Origin of the sequence: Delftia lacustris (assembly GCF_040267515.1) — a bacterium.
In the GTDB taxonomy this organism is placed as follows: Bacteria; Pseudomonadota; Gammaproteobacteria; order Burkholderiales; family Burkholderiaceae_C; genus Comamonas; species Comamonas tsuruhatensis.
The window spans coordinates 1,015,003-1,032,464 of sequence record NZ_CP141274.1 but is presented as its reverse complement, the minus strand read 5'-3'; the positions used below and the strand labels follow the sequence as shown (position 1 = coordinate 1,032,464).

Below are 17,462 nucleotides of genomic sequence, written 5' to 3'. Positions count from 1 at the left end.
CCCGCAAGACGGGGCCGGGCCTTCCGTTCCCTGATGGATTCACGCATGCCCCGCCTTCTTCCTCCCCTTGCCGCCGCCCTGGCCCTGCTGCTGGGCGCCGGTGCCGCCCACGCCGATGCCACGCTGGACAAGATCAAGCAACGCGGCAAGCTGTCCGTGGGCATCGACGGCGCCAGCCCGCCGTTCGGCGTGCTGGACCCCGCCACCGGCAAGACCGGCGGCTACCAGACCGAGCTGGCCGCCGACATCGCGCGCCGCCTGGGCGTGCCGCTGGAGACGGTTCCCGTGACGGCCTCCACGCGCGTGCAGTTCCTGCAAAGCGGCAAGGTGGACCTGTTGATCGCCAACATCCAGTGGACGCAGGAGCGCAGCGAGATCCTCTCGTTCGCGCCCACGCCCTATGACCTGATCGGCGGCGGCGCCCTGGTGGCCAAGGCCAGCGGCATCAAGCGCTGGGAAGACCTGCGCGGCAAGGTGGCCTGCGTGTCGCAGGGCAGCAACTTCGCCAAGCCCCTGGCCGAGAGCTATGGCGCCGTGGTCAAGGGCCTGCGCGGCATTCCCGAGTCGCTGCTGGCGCTCAAGGGCGGCACCTGCGCGGCTTCGGTCCATATCCAGCCCGCCCTTTATGAAAAGCTCACCGGCCCGAATGCAGCCGAGTGGAAGGACTTCGAGCTGGGCACGCAGGACCAGTTGATTCCCTCGCCCACCGTGGTGTGGACGCGCCGCGGCGAGGCCGACACCCAGGCCTTCGTGGACAAGGCCATCCAGGACTGGCACCGCACGGGCTTTCTGCTCAAGGTGGCCCGCGCCAGCGGCGTGCCCGACACCTGGATCGCCGAGCGCCACGAACGCGCGCTGAAGGGCCAGTTCGACCGCGCGCCCTACGACTTCGCGGTGTATGCGGCAGCGCAGGCACAAGTGCAGGCGACGCAGGCAACCCAGCCCGCCGCCAAGGGAGCCAAGCCATGAAGCCGACCCGCACCGCACTGGCGGCCCTGCTCGCCCTCACGGCCCTGGCAGCCCATGCCGACGCCACGCTGGACCGCATCAAGCAGCGCGGCAAGATCGTGGTGGGGGTGATGCTTTCGGGGCCGCCGTTCGGCACCATCGACCCCGTCACGCAAAGGCACGTGGGCTACAACGTGCAGCTGTCCGAAGGCGTGGCCAAGGGCCTGGGCGTGGGGGTGGAGACCGTGCAGGTCCAGCCGTCCAACCGCGTGCAGTTCCTGCAGCAGGGCAAGGTGGACATCCTGATCGCCAACATGCAGTGGACACAGGAGCGCAGCGAGATCCTGTCCTTCGTGCCCACGCCGTTCGAGGAAGTCGGCGGCGCCGCCATCGCCAAGAAGAGCAGCGGCGTGCGCCAGTGGGACGACCTGCGCGGCAAGCCCGTGTGCGTGTCGCAGGGCAGCAATTTCACCAAGCCGCTGGCCGATCAATACGGCGCCCAGATCAAGGCCTTCCGGGGCCAGCCCGAGTCGCTGCTGGCCCTCAAGGGCGGCAACTGCGCGGCCGCCGTGCATGTCAGCCCCACGCTGCGCGAACTCGTGGCCAGCAATGCGGACTGGAAGGACTACGAGATCGTCTCGCCCGCGGACATCATTCCCTCGCCCTCGGTGATCTGGCTGCGCAAGGGCGAGTCCGACACGCAGGCGGCCATCGACCGCATCGTGCAGGACTGGCACCGCACGGGCTGGCTGATCGAGGTGGAGCAGCGCAACGGCATGACGCCCACGCCGCTGCTGCACCAGCTGCACGACAAGTTCAGGAAGGCGCCCGCATGAGCACCCACACCAGCACCAACACCAGCACCAGCGGCCACATCACCGGCCCCGCCGACCTGGTCACCGCGCTGCGCCACGCCCTGGGCGATGCCCATGTGCTCACGGGTGCCGATGCGGCCGGCTACCTGACCGACCAGCATGGCCGCCTCACGGGCCAGGCCCTGGCCGTGGCACGGCCTGCCGACACGGCCCAGGTGGCGCAGCTGGTGCGCCTGTGCCGCGCCCACCGCACGCCCATCGTGGCCCAGGGCGGCAACACCGGGCTGATGGGCGGCGCCACGCCCGACGCCTCGGGCCACGCCGTGCTGCTGTCGCTGGCGCGCCTGAACCGCGTGCGCGCCATAGACACCGACAACGACACCCTGACCGTGGAAGCCGGCGCCGTGCTGGCCCATGTGCAGCAGGCAGCGCGCGATGCGGACCGGCTGTTTCCCCTCAGCCTGGGCTCCGAGGGCAGCTGCACCATTGGCGGCAACCTGTCCACCAACGCGGGCGGCACCCAGGTGCTGCGCTACGGCAACGCGCGCGAGCTGGTGCTGGGCCTGGAAGTGGTGACGGCCGAGGGCGACATCTGGAACGGCCTGCGCGGGCTGCGCAAGGACAACACCGGCTATGCGCTGCGCGACCTGTACGTGGGCAGCGAAGGCACGCTGGGCATCATCACGGCGGCCACGCTGCGCCTGCATCCGCTGCCCCGCGCCCAGCACACGGCCCTGCTGGCCTTTGGCTGCATACGCGATGCGGTGGCCTTCCTCAGCCAGGCGCGGGCGGGCTTCGGCGCCAGCCTGACGGCGTTCGAGCTGATGTCGGACACGGCACTGGGCCTGATAGCCCGCCATGTGCCCGAGCAGCCGATACCGCTGGCGCTCAACGCGCCCTGGTTTGCGCTGATCGAGCTGTCCGACAGCGAGGGCGAGGACCATGCGCGCCAGCGCTTCGAGTGCGTGGTGGGCCAGGCCTTCGAGGACGGCCTGGTCACCGATGCCGCCATTGCCGAGAGCCTGCAGCAAAGCCAGGCCCTGTGGCGGCTGCGCGACCAGGCCCTCGGCGAGGCCCAGCGGCGCGACGGCCGCAACATCAAGCACGACGTGTCGGTGCCCATCTCGCGCATCCCCGACTTTCTTGCGGCCACGGCCGCGCTGCTGCAGGCGCGCTTTGGCGCCGTGCGGCCCGTGGCCTTCGGGCACCTGGGCGACGGCAACCTGCACTACAACGTGTCGCACGCGCCGGACAGCACGCCCGCGCAACTGTTTGCCCAGGAAGACGCCATCCACGAGGTGGTGCACGACAGCGTGCACGCCCATGGCGGCTCCATCAGCGCCGAGCACGGCGTGGGCCAGACCAAGCGCGACCTGCTGCCCCGCTACAAGAGCGCCGTGGAGCTGCAGCTCATGCGGCGTCTCAAGCAGGCCTTCGACCCGCTGGGCCTGCTCAATCCCGGCAAGGTGCTGCAAGCCCTGCCGGACGATTTGCCGCATGACTTGCCGCACGACTTGCCGCAGGTTTCTCCAACGCCAGCCGCCGCATTCCAGGAAGGCCCCACGCCATGACCACGCCCTTTCCCCTTTCGCAGCGCGTGCAGCGCGTCAGGCTCTCGCCCAATGCCGCAGCCAGCGCGCGGGCCACGGCCCTGGCCCGCCAGGGCCGCGACATCATTGCGCTGACCACGGGCGAGCCCGATTTCGACACGCCCGAGCCCATCAAGCAGGCCGCCATCGCGGCCCTGGCCCATGGCGAAACCAAGTACACGCCCACGCCCGGCACGGCCGCGCTGCGCCAGGCCATCAGCGCCAAGTACCGGCGCGAGAACGGCCTGGACTTCGACGCCGGGCAGATCATCGTCAGCAACGGCGGCAAGCAGGTGATCTACAACGCGCTGGCGGCCACGCTGGACGCGGGCGACGAGGTCATCGTGCCCGCGCCGTACTGGCCTTCGTTTCCCGACATCGTGCGCGTGAACGACGGCACGCCGGTCATCGTGGACTGCGGCATTGAGCAGGGCTTCAAGCTCACGCCGGCCGCGCTGCAGGCCGCCATCACGCCGCGCACGCGCTGGCTGGTGCTGAACACGCCGGGCAACCCCTCGGGCGCCGTCTACAGCCGCGAGGAACTGGCCGCCCTGGCCCAGGTGCTGCGCCAGCACCCGCAGGTTCTGGTGCTGCTCGACGAGCTGTACGAGCACATCTGGTTCACGCCCCAGGCCCCCGCGCACTGGCTGGCCGTGGCCCCCGACCTGCGCGAGCGCACGCTGCTGGTCAACGGCGTCTCCAAGACCTATGCCATGACCGGCTGGCGCATCGGCTGGGGCGCAGGCCCGGCCGCGCTGGTGCAGGCCATGGTGGTGATCCAGTCGCAGGCCTCGTCAGGCCCCAATTCCGTGGCCCAGGCCGCAGCCACGGCGGCGCTGCAGTCGCCCGACCAGAGCTTTGTGCAGCAGGCCCGTAACGCCTATGCGCGGCGCGCGCAACGGGTCACCCAGGCGCTGGACCAGGTGCCGGGCCTGGCCCTGCTGCCGCCGGGCGGATCGTTCTTTGCCTTTGTGCACTGCGGCGCGCTGATAGGCCACCTGCGCCCGGACGGCCAGCCCATCGCCAGCGACACCGACCTGACCGAATGGCTGCTGGAGTCCGAAGGCGTGGCCGCCGTGGATGGCGGGGCCTACGGCCTGTCGCCGTACTTCCGCATCTCCACCGCCGCCAGCGACGAGGTGCTGGCCGAGGCCACGGTCCGCATCGCACGCGCCGTGGCCGCGCTGAAAGACCCCGCTGCGCAAGCGCAAGCGCATGCACAGCCGGCCGCCCTGGAGGCCGTGCCATGAACGACAGCCTGCTTGCCCAGGGCGTGCAAGCGCTCAAGGGCCTGGGCCTGAACTACGCCTTCGTGCTGGACGTGGCCGAGCGCCAGGCCTTTGTGCGCGGCATGTTCGTGACCGTGCAGCTGGCCCTGCTGACCATTGCCGGCAGCCTGGCGGCCGGCGTGGCGCTGGCGGCGGCCCTGACCTCGGGCCGCGCCTGGCTGGCGCGGCCTGCGCGCGCCTTTGTGGAGGTCACGCGCAACACGCCCACGCTGGTGCAGCTGTACTGCGCCTTCCTGGTGCTCAACATGCTGATCACCCAGCAGCTGCGCGACTGGGGCGCGGGCAACAACCCGCTCACGCCCTTTGTCTGGGTGGTGATCGTGGTCTCGCTGCACAAGGGCGTGTTCCATGCCGAGGCGCTGCGCGCCGGCATCGAGGCCGTGCCCGCCACCACGCTGGAGGCCGCGCGCTCGCTGGGCTTTTCGCAGCGCCAGCTGCTGGTGCGCGTGCAGCTGCCGCTGGCCGTGCGCTTTGCCCTGCCCTCGCTGACCAACAACCTGGTGGACCTGGTGAAGATGACGGCCGTGGCCTCGGCCATTGCCGTGGGCGACGTGACCTACGAGTCCATCATGATCTGGTCGCAGCGCGACAACGTGCTGGAGCTGCTGCTGCTCATCCTGCTGTGGTTCGGCCTGCTGACCTGGCTGGTCAGCCTGGCGGGCCGCTGGCTGGAACAACACCTGAGGATGCCCGGCTATGGCCAATGAAGCCACCCTGAACACCGGCGCCGCGCCCCGCCTGCTGCCCGCCGCCCTGCTGCGCGCGGCGCGCAGCCCCTGGCTGATCGCGGGCGCCGCACTGCTGGCCCTGTGCGCCTGCTGGGCCGCCACGGACAGCGCCCCGCCCGCCTTCGTGCACCTGTGGAAATGGCTGCCCGCGCTGCTGCGCGGCCTCCTGGTCAACATCGAGATCAGCGTACTGGCCGTGGCCATCGGCACCGTGGCCGGCCTGGTGCTGGGCGCCCTGTCGCTGTCGCCCACGCCGGCCGTGCGCACGGGCGTGCGCTGGTATGTGCAGCTGTTTCGCAATGCGCCCATCCTGGTGCTCATCTACTTCACCACCTATGTGTTCCCGTTCGAGCTGAAGCTGGTGGGCTGGACCTTTCCGTTCCCCGACTGGGTCAAGGTGGTGCTGGGCCTGGCCCTGCCCACCAGCGCCAACGTGGCCGAGATCTTCCGGGGCGCCATCCAGTCCATTCCCAGCGCGCAGTGGGAGGCAGCCCAGTCGCTGGCCTTTCGCCGCAGCGAGATCTTCCGCCTCATCGTGCTGCCGCAGTGCGTGCGCCGCATGCTGCCGCCGTGGATGAACCTCTACGCCAGCATCACCATGAGCACCTCGCTGGCCTCGCTGGTGGGCGTGCACGACGTGGTGGACACCGCCCAGATCGCCAGCAACACCGTGGCACGCACGGACTTCACCATCCTTGTGTACTTCACGCTGCTCGCGCTTTTCTTTGCCTATTGCTATCCCATCGCCCGGGCAACCCGGGCATTGGAGCGACGCCATGAAAATCACTGAAACGCTCCCCCTGAGCGGCTTCGCCGCTTCCCCCTCTCTCGCTTCGCGGGAGGGGGACGACACCTTCGCTGCGGGGCGGCCCTTGCTTGGTGTCCCTGAGTCGGGCAGCGCTGGCACACAGCACGTCACCCAAGCGGTGCATAGTGCCGCCTCGGCAGAGTCCGGCACGGCGCCCGCACTGGTCCACCTGCAGGATGTGCACCTGTCCTTTGGCGACAACCAGGTGCTCCAAGGCATCGACGTGCAGGTGCGGCGCGGCGAGGCGGTGACCATCATCGGGCCCTCGGGCTCGGGCAAGTCCACCATCCTGCGCTGCATCACCGGCCTGCTGCGGCCCCAGCGCGGCGCCATCTCGGTGGCGGGCACGCGCGTGGACCAGTTGCGCACCGAGGCCGAGCTGATCGCCCTGCGCAAGCGCGTGGGCTTCGTCTTCCAGCAGTACAACCTGTTCCCCCATCTGTCGGTGCTGGAGAACCTGGTCATCGCCCCCACGCGCGTGGTCGGCCGCGACCGCGCCACGGCCGAGCGCGAGGCCCGCGCCCTGCTGCAGAAGGTGCGCCTGGACCACAAGGAATCCGCCTACCCCGGCGAGCTGTCCGGCGGCCAGCAGCAGCGCGTGGCCATTGCGCGCGCCCTGGCCATGCGGCCCGAGCTGATTTTGTTCGACGAAGTGACCTCGGCCCTGGACCCCGAGACCGTGGGCGAGGTGCTGACCGTGATCCGCGACCTGGTCAGGGACGGCATGACCTGCGTGCTGGTCACGCACGAAATGCGCTTTGCCGAAGAGGTCAGCGACCAGGTCTATTTCACCGAGGCCGGCCGCATCGTCGAGCACGGCCCGGCCGCCCAGATCTTCGGCAGCCCGCGCAGCGAGCGCACGCGCGAATTCCTGCAGCGCGCCCTGGGCGATGGTGCACGGTCCAGGCCTGCGCCAGCCGCCCCGGCCACAACGCCGCTGCCCTTCAACAGCCTGCGCTTTGCCCTTTGACCCCCCACCTCCAGGAGCACATCCCCATGACCGCAGAAACAACGACTGAAACCCCGGCCGGCACAAGCGCAGATACAGGCACCCATACAGACGCCACCACACTGCGCCGCCAGGCCGTGGACGCCGCCCTGGCCGACGTGCGCCAGCTGCTGCAGGCCGGCGCGCCCGACCGCAGCACCCTGTCGGCCATCACCGCACGCCTGGAGCAGCTGGCCGCGCACAAGGCCTTGTTCAGCCGCGCGGACTTCCCCCCGCCCGCTCAGACCGAAGGCGTGGGCGCCTCCACGCGCTACCGCCTCAACCCGGCCGATGGCGATGCGGGCCTGGCCCTGTACCTGAACTCCATCAACCCCGGCAAGACCACGGCGCCGCACAACCACACGACCTGGGCCGTGATCGTTGCCGTCGAAGGCCAGGAGCTCAACCTCCTCTACGAGCGCACGGACGACCGCAGCGACCCCGCACGCGCCAGCATCCACCTGGAGCGCGAATTCACCGTGCAGCCGGGCGCCTCCATCGCCTTCCTGCCCGATGACATCCACAGCATTGCCGTCGTGGGCGAGCAGCCCACGCTGCACTTCCATCTCTACGGCCAACCGCTGGAAACCTTGAGCGGCCGCGTGGCCATCGACCCCGACACCGGCGAAGTCAAGAACTACAACGCCGCCTACTTCCGTCCCAGCGAGGCCGTGGCATGAGCATCCCCCAAGACAAGCAACGGCCCCTGGGCCCGTCGACCCGCCTGCTGCACGCAGGCACGCCGCCGCTGCAGGGCGGCTCCGGCCCCGTCAACGTGCCCGTGGTGCGCACCAGCACCGTGCGCTTTGCCGACAGCGCCGCCTACGCCGACCTGCACCACCGCCGCGAGGCCGGCGAGCGCGTGGCCTCCTACGGCCGCCACGGCCTGGACACGCACCGCGCGCTGGAAGACGCCGTGGTCGCGCTGGAGGGCGGGCACCGCGCCTTTCTCACGCCCTCGGGCCTGTCCGCCATCACCCTGGTGCTCATCGCCCTGCTCTCGCCCGGCGACCATGCCCTGGTGGCCGACAGCGTCTACTCTCCCGTGCGCCGCGTGGACGCCACCTTGCTGCAGCGCCTGGGCATCACGCTGGAGTACTTCTCGCCCTCGCGCGACGATCTGGCCGGCAAGATCCGCCCCAACACCCGCCTGGTCTACCTGGAATCGCCCAGCTCCCTGCTCTACGAGGTGCTGGACCTGCCCGCCCTGGCCGCCGTGGCGCGCCAGCACGGCATTGCCGTGGCCACCGACAACACCTGGAGCGGCGGCTGGTTCTACCAGCCCCTGGAGCACGGCGCCAACCTCTCCATCCAGGCCGCGACCAAGTACATCGCCGGCCACTCCGACGTGATGCAGGGCATCGTCATCACCGACGGCCCCGCGCTGTCGAAGAAGATATCCACCGCCTACGAGGCCCTGGGCCTGACCATAGGCGCCGACGACGCCTACCTGGCCCTGCGCGGCCTTCGCACCCTGCCCGTGCGCCTGGCCCAGCACCAGCGCCACGCCACCGAAATCGCCCAGTGGCTGGAGCAGCAGCCCCAGGTCGGCCGCGTCTTCTACCCGGCCCTGCCCTCCGATCCCGGCCATGCGCTGTGGAAGCGGGACTTCAGCGGGGCCAGCGGGCTGGTGTCATTCGCGTTTGCCGAAGGGGTGGACGCCGGTGCCGGCGCCGTGTTCGTTGACTCGTTGCGGCAGTTTGCACAGGGGGCTTCCTGGGGTGGGTACGAGAGCCTGGCCCTGGTGGCGCAGCCTGAGCGGTTGCGGGAGCACAGTGTGTGGACGGGGACTGCGCCTGTGGTGCGGCTGCATGTGGGGCTGGAGGATCCTTTGGATCTGATTGCGGATCTGGAGAGGGGGTTTGGGGGGGTGGTGGAGCGGTTCAGGTTGGCTGCCTGAGCTTCCTTTTTGACTCTGTCGCGCCTCTGGCGACAGAGGCCGGGTCTCGGCCCGGCAGCCGACTGCCCTTTCTTGATTCGCCAAGAAAGGTCAGATCAAAGAAGGCGACCCGAATGTCCGCGACCCCTTCGCTTCGCTGCGGGGCAACCTGCGTCGTGGCGGTTGCGGGGTTCGCCGTGAAACTCTCTTCGCGCTGCGCGCTACGTTCAAACATCACGGCAAGTCAGATCACGAAGCAGTCCTGTCCTTCGGCAGGACTGCCACCCCGCAACCACCACGCCGCAGGCGCTGACATACGGGGAGTTTGCCCGGGCCTTCGCTTCGCTCGGCCCCTGGTTTGAAGCCGAACGCAGTGATGGCGCCGGCTGTTGGCTGTTGGCTGTTGGCTGTTGGCTGTTGGCTGTTCCCCAGCCTCCCCCCCTTCTGTCCACGCCTGCGTTGGGCGGGATGCGGGGTGGCAAGCCTGCCGAAGGACAGGCTTGCTTCGTTGTCTAGCTCGCCGTGATGTTTGAGTGAAGCGCGCAGCGCGTAACGAGTTTCACGGCGCACCCCGCATCCCGCCCAACGCAGGTCGCCCCGTAGCGAAGCGAAGGGGTCGTGGGCAGTGCGGGGCGCGCTTCTTTGCTTCCTTTCTTATCGCGCGATAAGAAAGGGAGTCGGCTGCCGGGCCGAGACCCGGCCTCGAAAAACAACCACCCGGCAGGGACAAAAAAAGCAACTCAGACAGGCACCAGCCGAATCTCAGAAGCCCACCCATCCCTCTCCAACTGCTCAACCAACCCCAACTCCCAATCCAGATAAGCCCGAAACCCCGCATCCCTCAACCCCAGATCCCGATGCGCATAAGGGCTGTACCACTGATCATCATCCCCCGTCAGCACATCCGCATCCCCCTGCCCCAGCGGCAGCCCGGCAGCAGCCCAGGCAGAAGTGCCGCCAACGACGGAGCGCACATCGCGCCCGGTGCGCGCCGCCAGTTCGGCCGCCACGCTGCGCGCCAGCACGCCGTCCGGCGAGGTGAGCACCACCACCTGCGCTGGCGGCAGGGCCTGCACGAAGGAGGGCAGACGATCAGGCACGGCAAAGCGCGCACCGGCGATGTGCTGCTTCTCGAAGGCGGGCCGGCTGTCCACGTCGAAGACGATGGCACGGCCTTCGCCCAGCAGCTCCTGCGCCTGCTGCACGGACAGCTGGGGCGCAGGCGCGTGGGAGGCGAGCACGCGCACGGGTTCGGCGCCGGTTTCCAGGGTGGCCAGCGTGGGCGGAACGTAGGTGAAGACTTCCCAGCCCAGTTGGGCCAGCCAGGCGCCGGTGGTGAGGGCGCGCACGCCGTCCCAGTCGGCCAGCACGATGCGTGCGCCGCGCGTGGCCGCGTATTCGTCGGTGGCCTGCACGAGCTGGCCGCCCGGCGCCCAGCGCCAGCCGGGCAGGTGACCGGCCTGGTATTCCTCGCGGGTGCGCACGTCGAAGCGGTAGAGCGTGCGTTCGGTGGCTTCGGACTCGAAGCGGGCCAGTTCGGCCGCATCAATGGATTGCACGCCCGCGCGCTGTGCCACGCTGGCTGCGCGCTCGCGGGCGGTGGCCAGGGCGACGGCGCCGGGCTCGGGCAGCGGGGTGCGGCGGCCATGGGCCAGCCTGCGGCCGGTGAGCAGCCAGTCCATGGTGCCGTTGCGCAGCGAGACGACCTGGTTGGGGATGCCGGCGTCGATCAGGGTCTGTGCGCCCACGATGGAGCGCGTGCGGCCCGCGCAGTTGACGACGACCAGGGTTTGCGGGTCCGGGGCGATTTCGCCGATGCGGTAGACCAGTTCGGCCCCCGGCACGCTGAGCGCAAAGGGCAGGCTGAAGGCCGCGAATTCCTCGGGCGTGCGGCTGTCGACGACGACGATGTTGTCGCCGCGCTGCACGCGCGCGCCCAGCTCGTCCGAGGTGATCCAGGGCGTGTGCTTTTCATGCTCGATGATTTCGCCGAAGGCCTTGCTGGGCACGTTGGTGCCGCTGAAGATTTCCAGCCCCTCGGCCGCCCAGCCTTCGGTGCCGCCTTCGAGCACGGAGACATTGGGCCAGCCCAGGCGCACGAGCTTGGCCGCAGCCTCATGGGCCAGGGAGCCGTCGCCATCCACCAGCACGATGCGCGTGCCGCGGCGCGGGACCAGGCGGTCGATGAGCTGCTCCAGCCGCCAGGCCGGGGCGGGCGCCGCGAACAGGATATGGCGGTGTGCGAAGACACCGGCCTCGCGCACGTCGAGCACGGCGATTTCCTCGCCGTCGGCCAGGGCCTGCCGGAGCGCGGCGGGCGTGACCAGCGCATGGCGAATGGACTTGGGCGGGCCGAAGGTGCGGAAGCTGCCGCCCTCCAGGCTCTCGAAGACCACGCGCTCGGGCATGCGCTCCAGGCCGCGCCCGTAGAAGTGCAGGTGCAGGCCGGGTTCCTCGCCGATCAGCTCGATGGTGTGCACGTCGGTGGGCGTGAGCACCACCGAGGTTCCGCTGCCCACATCGACGCTGCGGCCCACCGCCAGGGTGTCGCGCAGCGGGTCGTCGGTCTTGCCGCGTGTGAAGAACACGTTGCGCTCCACGCCTTCGACGCCCGCGATGATGGCCCAGGTGGTGTGGTCATGCGGCGGCTGGGACTTGCCCGGCAGGCCGGTGGAAAGGTACAGCGCATAGCGCCCGCCCAGGTCTTCGCTGAGCCGGTAGACCTGGGCCGGGTTGCTGGCCGAGACGGGGAAGTGCGCGTGCGGGAACAGTTCGCGCTGCAGGCCCAGCGCCTCCAGCTCGCGGGCCACGGCCTGCAGTTGCTCGGGCGTGGCCCGCTCGGGATCGGGGAGCAGGCGCCGGGCCGTGGCGATGAAGCCGGTGATGGCGGCTGCGCGGCGGCTGGCCACGTCGCTGCCGCTGAAGTCGATGGAGAGATGGGTCTGTGTCATGGGAGTGCCTGGGAGGACGTTCGCGGGAGGACACGAAGTTAGGCCTCTCCCGCCCTGGCGCCAACGACGCATTGCAGATATGGATATGAGCTTTGGGCACTGCGCGCGCAAGCGTGACGCACGTTGTGCGGCAGCCGCATATGCATAGCCGCAATGCTTAGTTCACGCCGCGCCAGGAGCCTCCCAGACTGCGGGCATCGACTCTCTGCACTCCGGCACTCCCATGATCCGCACCCCGTCTGCGCTGCGCGCACTGCTGCTTCCCCTGTTCTCCGCCCTGGCCCTGCACGCGCCGGCGGCCCTGGCCTCGGCCGACAGCTTTCCGAACAAGCCGGTGCGCATCATCGTGCCCGTGGCGCCCGGGGGCAGCGCCGACAAGCTCACGCGCACGCTGGCCGACAAGCTGGCCGCGCTGTGGGGCCAGTCGGTGGTGGTGGAAAACGTGGCCGGGGCCAGCGGCACCATCGGCGCGGCCAAGGTGGCCAAGGCGGCGCCCGACGGCTACACCCTGCTGCAGCAGGGCGAGGGCCTCACGCTCAACGGCCTGCTGTTTGCCCAGTTGCCCTACGACACGCAAAAGGCCTTCACGCCCATCATCAAGGCCGTGGTCAATCCGCAGGTGCTGGTGGTCAACCCCGGCACGGGCCTGAACACGCTGGGCGACTACCTGGCCCGCGCCAAGGCCAAGCCGCAGAGCATCAGCCTGGGCCTGCCCGGCAATGGCGGCATTGCCCATGTGGCGCATGAAATCCTCACGCAGGAGACGGGCGCCAAGGTCAACTACATCCCCTACCCGGGCGGTGGCCCGGCCGCGCTGGACGTGCTGGGCGGCCATACCGACGCCACGCTGATCACGCTGGCCGCCGTGACCGAGTACGTGCGCGCCGGCAAGCTGCGCGCCCTGGCGGTGACCACGCCCTACCGCTCCGACGCCCTGCCCCAGGTGCCCACCATGGCCGAGGCCGGCGTGCCCGGCTTCTCGGTGGAAAGCTGGCAGGGCTACTTCGCGCCGGCCGGCACGCCCGCGCCCATCGTCGCCAAGATCAACCGCGACCTGCAGACCGTGCTGCAGGCGCCCGATGTGCGCGCGCAGCTGGAGCACATGGGCTTCAAGGTGGCGGGCGGCTCCCCAGCCGACCTGGGCCAGAGCCTGCAAAGCGAGCGCCCGCGCTACGCCCGCGCGATCCAGTCGGCGGGGCTGTCGCTGCGCTGAGGTGCAGGCAGGTCCTCAGAGGGGAGAGGGCCGATTGTCCAGGCGCCACTTCTCCCCCTCGGGCGTGCCCGGCACGGGCGGGCGCAGGCCCTGGATGCTCCACAGGCTGAAGGGCGTCTCGTCCACATGCATCTCCCAGCGCAGGCCACGGTCGGCAATGAAGGGGGACAGCTGCCGCCGCACGCCTTCGAGGAACCGTGTCTTGGTCTCCTCGTCGCGGATCTGCCGCGCGATGTGGTCCACGGAGATGCGCACGAAATCGTCGGCAGGCTCGCCGCCGATGAAGAACGAGGTGCGCGCCACGGCCTCGAACACCACGCCCACGTAAAAGCGCGGCAGGTCGCCGTAGACGGCCGTGATGCGCTGGGCGATGGCCTGTTTGTCTTCATCGCTGAAGGCGTTTTCGGGGTGGTAGATCTTCCACAGGGGCATGGCTTTCTCCGGGGGCAAAAAGAGGAGTACGGGAATCCGGGGTGGCGACGCAGCGCGGCCGTCAGGCCGGCTGGCCTGCATCCGCAGCCTGGTAGCGCGCCGCCGGCACGCCGCTGAGCGTCAACGCCTTGACGAGATTGGCGCGCGATTGGTCAAAGTCCAGCCAGGCGGTCGTGCTGCCCAGCGTGGGAAAGCAGATGGCCTCGCCCTGGTCCAGCGCCGCCAGGGCCGTGTCCACCAGGGTCTCGGGCGACATGAACAGGTGCTCGGGAAAAGGAGAAGGCTTGCCCCCGAAGAACTCCGAGCGCACCAGGCTGGGCATCACGGCCTGCACGGTGACGCCGCTGGGTGCCAGCTCGGCCTGCAGCGAGCGCGTGAAGCTCAGCACATAGGCCTTGGAGGCGCTGTAGCTGGAGGCGCCCGGCAAGGGCATCAGGGCCAGGATGGAGCCGATGTTGATCAGCGTGCCCCGGCCGCGCGTGGCGAACAGCCGCGCTGCCGCCAGCGACAGCCGCGTCAGCGCATGGATGTTGACCATGACCAGGCGGTCGACTTCGCGCGCATCCACCTGGGCCGCCGGACCCAGGGCGCCCAGGCCGGCGCAGTTGACCAGCATGGCTATGTCGCGCTGCCCATCGAACAGGGCCTCCACACGCTGCAGGCCGGCGGCGTCGGCCAGGTCGGCGGCCACCACCTCGACCTGGCGGCCATGGTCGTCGCGCAGGCGCTGTGCCAGCGCCTGCAGCCGGTCCAGGCGGCGCGCGACCAGGATCAGGTCATGTCCGCGTGCGGCCAGGCGATCGGCATAGACGGCGCCGATGCCGGAGGAGGCGCCAGTGACGATGGCAGTGCCTTGATGCGTGCTCATGGGAGAAGTCCTTGCTTGGATCAAGCGGTGGTTGAAAGTGACTTCAACTATAAACTTCAATCATTAGAGCTACAAGCACGCAATCCACCTTTGCGGACCGGGCTTGCGTTTTGCTGAGACACTCCAGGCCTGCGACAACGCGAACAGACAACGAGGAATTCCATGCGATCCAAGAGCTTCGAGGGCATGGCCTGCTCGATCGCCACCACGCTGGAGGCCGTAGGCGACCGCTGGGCCATGCTGGTGCTGCGCGACCTGATGCTGGGCCTGAGCCGCTATGACGACCTGAGAAAGTCCACGGACATCACCAACGCCACGCTGACCGACCGCCTGCGCCAGCTGGAGCAGTCCGGCCTGGTCGAGCGCCGCCTCTACCAAAGCGGCCCGGACCGCTACGAGTACCTGCTCACGCCCAAGGGCCGCGACCTGTCCCTGGTGATCCAGGCGCTGGCCCAGGTCGGCGACCGGTGGCGCCTGCAGCAAGAAGCGCAGCCGCCCATGCGCTTTGTGCGTGCGCAGTCGGGCACGCCCCTGCGGCTGGCGCTGGTGGAGGAGGAGTCGGGCCAGAGCGTGCCCTTTTCCGAGCTGCGCGTGGAGGCCGGCCCCGGCGCGGACGACCTGACGCGCTGGCGGCTGTCCAAGCTGGCCGCGCAGGCCAGGACGCCGGCAGCGGCTTGCGGCGTTGCGCCCGCAAGGCGCATGGCGAAGGCGCAAGGCTCGGGCCACTGACCACGGAGGTCAGTGGCCGGCCCGCTCGCTGCCTGTGCCGCTCACTTGGGCAGCAGCACCTTGTCGATCACGTGGATCACGCCGTTGGACTGGTAGACGTCGGGGATGGTCACCGTGGCCATGCCGCCCTTTTCATCGGTCAGCATGATCTTGGAGCCGCTGGACTTGGCCACCAGCGTGCCGCCGCTGACGGTCTTGATGCTGGCCATGCCCTTGCCGTCCTTGATCATCTTGGACAGCGCCGCTGCATCCCACTTGCCGGACACCACGTGGTAGGTCAGCACCGTGGTCAGCGTGCCCTTGTTCTCGGGCTTGAGCAGGGTGTCCACCGTGCCTGCGGGCAGGGCCTCGAAGGCGGCATTGGTGGGCGCGAACACGGTGAACGGACCCGGGCCCTTGAGCGTATCGACCAGGCCCGCCGCCTTGACGGCTGCGACCAGGGTGGTGTGGTCCTTGGAGTTGACGGCGTTGTCGATGATGTCCTTGGACGGCAGCATGGGTGCACCGCCCACCATCACATCGGCCATGGCGGCCACGGAGGCTGCCGACATCACGATGGCCAGGCCGAACGAGGCCAGCTTGCGGGTGTTTTGAATCGAGACCATGGAATGCTCCTAGCGGGTTGATGACAAGCCGAACGATTCCGGCTGATCTGGATACGCAGCGCAGCGGGGTCTGGATTCAAAAAAAACGGCGATCGACGTCAAACACAAAAAGTTACAACCACTTTCAATTGCGGCACATCCAGACCTGCGCGGCCTGCGTACTGCCGGATAGCGGGGACGCATCCCATTCCCCTGGAGCAGGTGGCCACCTCTTCAGTGGAACGCGCTTTCGCCACACCCGTGTGCTTTCGGCCGGAGGCGCATTCTTCACGTTGACCGTTCGCGCCTGCCGCGAACCGAGAGGAACCATCATGTCCGACGAATCAGTGTTGATAGGGGTTTTGCAAAAACGTGCCAAGAAGCTGGAGGACAGGCGCCAGTTCTTCCGCAAGACCAGCGGCGTGGCCGTGGGCATGGCGGGCGGGGTGATCCTGTCCGCCTGCGGCGGTGGCGGGGGCGATGCGAATGCGCAGGCCAACGGACCCACAGATGCGGAGATCCTGAACTTCGCCCTCAACCTGGAGTATCTGGAGTCGCAGTTCTATCACTACGCGGTGTTCGGCACCGGCCTGCCCGCCAACCTGCAGTCGGGCGTGGGCACGCAGGGCGCCATCACGGGTGGCCGTGCCGTGGCCTTCAAGGACCCCGTGGTGGCGCAGTACGCCAAGGAGATCGCCCAGGACGAGATCGCCCACGTGGCCTTCCTGCGCGCGGCGCTGGGTTCGGCCGCAGTGGCGCAGCCGCAGATCGACATCGGCGGAACCGACCCGAACGGCGCCTTCTCGGTGGCCGCGCGAGCGGCCGGGCTGGTGGGCGCGGGCACGGCCTTCGATCCCTATGCGAGTGACGAGAACTTCCTGCTGGGGGCCTTCATCTTCGAGGACGTGGGCGTCACCGCCTACAAGGGCGCATCGCCGCTGATCACCAACAAGACCTATCTGGAGGCAGCCGCCGGCATCCTGGCCGCCGAGGCCTACCACGCAGGTCTGGTGCGCACGGTGCTTTACGCCAAGGGACTGGCCACGCCCGCGCTGCGCACGGCGGCCGGCGCCATCTCGGATGCGCGCGACAGCCTGGATGGCTCCACCGACGTGGACCAGGGCATCACGGGGGACGCCACCACGTCCAACATCGTGCCGCTGGATGCCAACGGCATCGCCTACAGCCGCTCGCCGGGCGACGTGCTGAACATCGTGTACCTGACCAAGGACACGGCGACCAAGGGCGGGTTCTTCCCGTCCGGCGTGAACGGCTCGCTGGTGATGAGCAGCGCCTACGCCTGACGCGGACCGCCCGCCTGCCCCGCACCGGCCGGGGCAGGCGGGCTTCCCCGGGGCTGGCCCGAGACAAGCGTTCCCCTGCCAAGGAGTTGCCATGATGTCCCTTCTGCCTTCCTCATCCGCCCCCCGCACGCCGGCCAGCACGCCGGGCCGCACGCCGCGGCGCCTGAAACCTGCCACCGTGGCGCGCCGCTGCGTGGGCAGCCTGATTCTGCTGGCCGGCGCGGTCATCGTGACCGCAGATCTCGTGGCGCTGTGGCGCGGCGCAGGCACCGATGCCGCACCCGCCGCCGCAGCCATTGCGCCCGCCAGCGGCCTGGTGCCGACCGCTCGATAGGCA

17 protein-coding genes are annotated in these 17,462 nt (G+C 69.4%); 13 read left to right on the top strand and 4 right to left on the bottom strand.

Annotated elements, in window-relative coordinates:
* The first annotated feature begins 45 nt into the window (after positions 1–45).
* From U6958_RS06200 to metC, 9 genes are read left to right on the top strand one after another with little or no spacing between them, the layout of a single operon-like run.
* Positions 46–969 carry a transporter substrate-binding domain-containing protein gene (locus U6958_RS06200; protein ID WP_016448803.1) on the top strand — a complete coding sequence of 308 codons (924 nt, stop codon included), beginning with the start codon at positions 46–48 and terminating at the stop codon, positions 967–969.
* Positions 966–1,784, top strand: a complete 819-nt coding sequence (locus U6958_RS06195) for a transporter substrate-binding domain-containing protein (protein WP_012207564.1) — start codon at positions 966–968, stop codon at positions 1,782–1,784. Before U6958_RS06200 ends, U6958_RS06195 begins: the two co-directional genes overlap by 4 nt.
* Positions 1,781–3,334: an FAD-binding oxidoreductase gene (locus tag U6958_RS06190; RefSeq protein ID WP_074923785.1), complete on the top strand. Its 1,554-nt coding sequence runs from the start codon at positions 1,781–1,783 to the stop codon at positions 3,332–3,334. The genes U6958_RS06195 and U6958_RS06190 overlap by 4 nt, the downstream gene beginning before the upstream one ends.
* A complete protein-coding gene (locus tag U6958_RS06185; protein ID WP_074923788.1) occupies positions 3,331–4,602 on the top strand; it encodes an aminotransferase class I/II-fold pyridoxal phosphate-dependent enzyme in 1,272 nt (423 codons plus the stop codon). Before U6958_RS06190 ends, U6958_RS06185 begins: the two co-directional genes overlap by 4 nt.
* Positions 4,599–5,348, top strand: coding sequence for an amino acid ABC transporter permease (locus U6958_RS06180; RefSeq protein ID WP_013800583.1), 750 nt, complete (start codon positions 4,599–4,601; stop codon positions 5,346–5,348). Before U6958_RS06185 ends, U6958_RS06180 begins: the two co-directional genes overlap by 4 nt.
* On the top strand, positions 5,338–6,159 hold the full coding sequence (locus tag U6958_RS06175) for an amino acid ABC transporter permease (RefSeq protein ID WP_074923791.1): 822 nt from the start codon (positions 5,338–5,340) through the stop codon (positions 6,157–6,159). Before U6958_RS06180 ends, U6958_RS06175 begins: the two co-directional genes overlap by 11 nt.
* The gene (locus U6958_RS06170) at positions 6,146–7,147 is read left to right on the top strand and encodes an amino acid ABC transporter ATP-binding protein (protein WP_279627049.1); all 1,002 of its coding nucleotides are present in this window, start codon (positions 6,146–6,148) and stop codon (positions 7,145–7,147) included. Before U6958_RS06175 ends, U6958_RS06170 begins: the two co-directional genes overlap by 14 nt.
* Positions 7,148–7,173: 26 nt before the next feature.
* The gene (locus tag U6958_RS06165; protein ID WP_074923796.1) at positions 7,174–7,845 is read left to right on the top strand and encodes a cysteine dioxygenase family protein; all 672 of its coding nucleotides are present in this window, start codon (positions 7,174–7,176) and stop codon (positions 7,843–7,845) included.
* On the top strand, positions 7,842–9,065 hold the full coding sequence (gene metC, locus U6958_RS06160) for a cystathionine beta-lyase (protein ID WP_016454426.1): 1,224 nt from the start codon (positions 7,842–7,844) through the stop codon (positions 9,063–9,065). The genes U6958_RS06165 and metC overlap by 4 nt, the downstream gene beginning before the upstream one ends.
* Positions 9,066–9,784: 719 nt before the next feature.
* On the opposite strand, the gene U6958_RS06155 is transcribed toward metC, so the two are convergent.
* The gene (locus U6958_RS06155) at positions 9,785–11,995 is read right to left on the bottom strand and encodes a rhodanese-like domain-containing protein (protein WP_074922393.1); all 2,211 of its coding nucleotides are present in this window, start codon (positions 11,993–11,995) and stop codon (positions 9,785–9,787) included.
* A gap of 223 nt (positions 11,996–12,218) precedes the next feature.
* Here U6958_RS06155 and U6958_RS06150 point away from each other — a divergent pair, with 223 nt between their 5' ends.
* Entirely contained in the window at positions 12,219–13,208 is a 990-nt protein-coding gene (locus U6958_RS06150; RefSeq protein ID WP_016450776.1) for a tripartite tricarboxylate transporter substrate binding protein, read from the top strand.
* A gap of 15 nt (positions 13,209–13,223) precedes the next feature.
* On the opposite strand, the gene U6958_RS06145 is transcribed toward U6958_RS06150, so the two are convergent.
* Together U6958_RS06145 and U6958_RS06140 are read right to left on the bottom strand one after the other, a co-directional pair.
* Positions 13,224–13,640: a tautomerase family protein gene (locus U6958_RS06145; protein ID WP_013800576.1), complete on the bottom strand. Its 417-nt coding sequence runs from the start codon at positions 13,638–13,640 to the stop codon at positions 13,224–13,226.
* 61 nt (positions 13,641–13,701) lie between these two features.
* Positions 13,702–14,508, bottom strand: coding sequence for an SDR family oxidoreductase (locus tag U6958_RS06140; RefSeq protein WP_074922394.1), 807 nt, complete (start codon positions 14,506–14,508; stop codon positions 13,702–13,704).
* A gap of 162 nt (positions 14,509–14,670) precedes the next feature.
* Between U6958_RS06140 and U6958_RS06135 the strand changes: the two genes are divergently transcribed.
* Entirely contained in the window at positions 14,671–15,237 is a 567-nt protein-coding gene (locus U6958_RS06135; RefSeq protein ID WP_074922395.1) for a helix-turn-helix domain-containing protein, read from the top strand.
* Between the two features lie 41 nt (positions 15,238–15,278).
* Here U6958_RS06135 and U6958_RS06130 read toward each other — a convergent pair whose 3' ends face one another.
* Positions 15,279–15,842, bottom strand: coding sequence for a fasciclin domain-containing protein (locus tag U6958_RS06130; RefSeq protein ID WP_043791000.1), 564 nt, complete (start codon positions 15,840–15,842; stop codon positions 15,279–15,281).
* Positions 15,843–16,153: 311 nt separating this feature from the next.
* Here U6958_RS06130 and U6958_RS06125 point away from each other — a divergent pair, with 311 nt between their 5' ends.
* Positions 16,154–17,125, top strand: a complete 972-nt coding sequence (locus U6958_RS06125; protein WP_016450780.1) for a ferritin-like domain-containing protein — start codon at positions 16,154–16,156, stop codon at positions 17,123–17,125.
* Positions 17,126–17,216: 91 nt separating this feature from the next.
* On the top strand, positions 17,217–17,459 hold the full coding sequence (locus U6958_RS06120; RefSeq protein ID WP_074922396.1) for a hypothetical protein: 243 nt from the start codon (positions 17,217–17,219) through the stop codon (positions 17,457–17,459).
* The last annotated feature ends 3 nt before the right edge of the window (positions 17,460–17,462 follow it).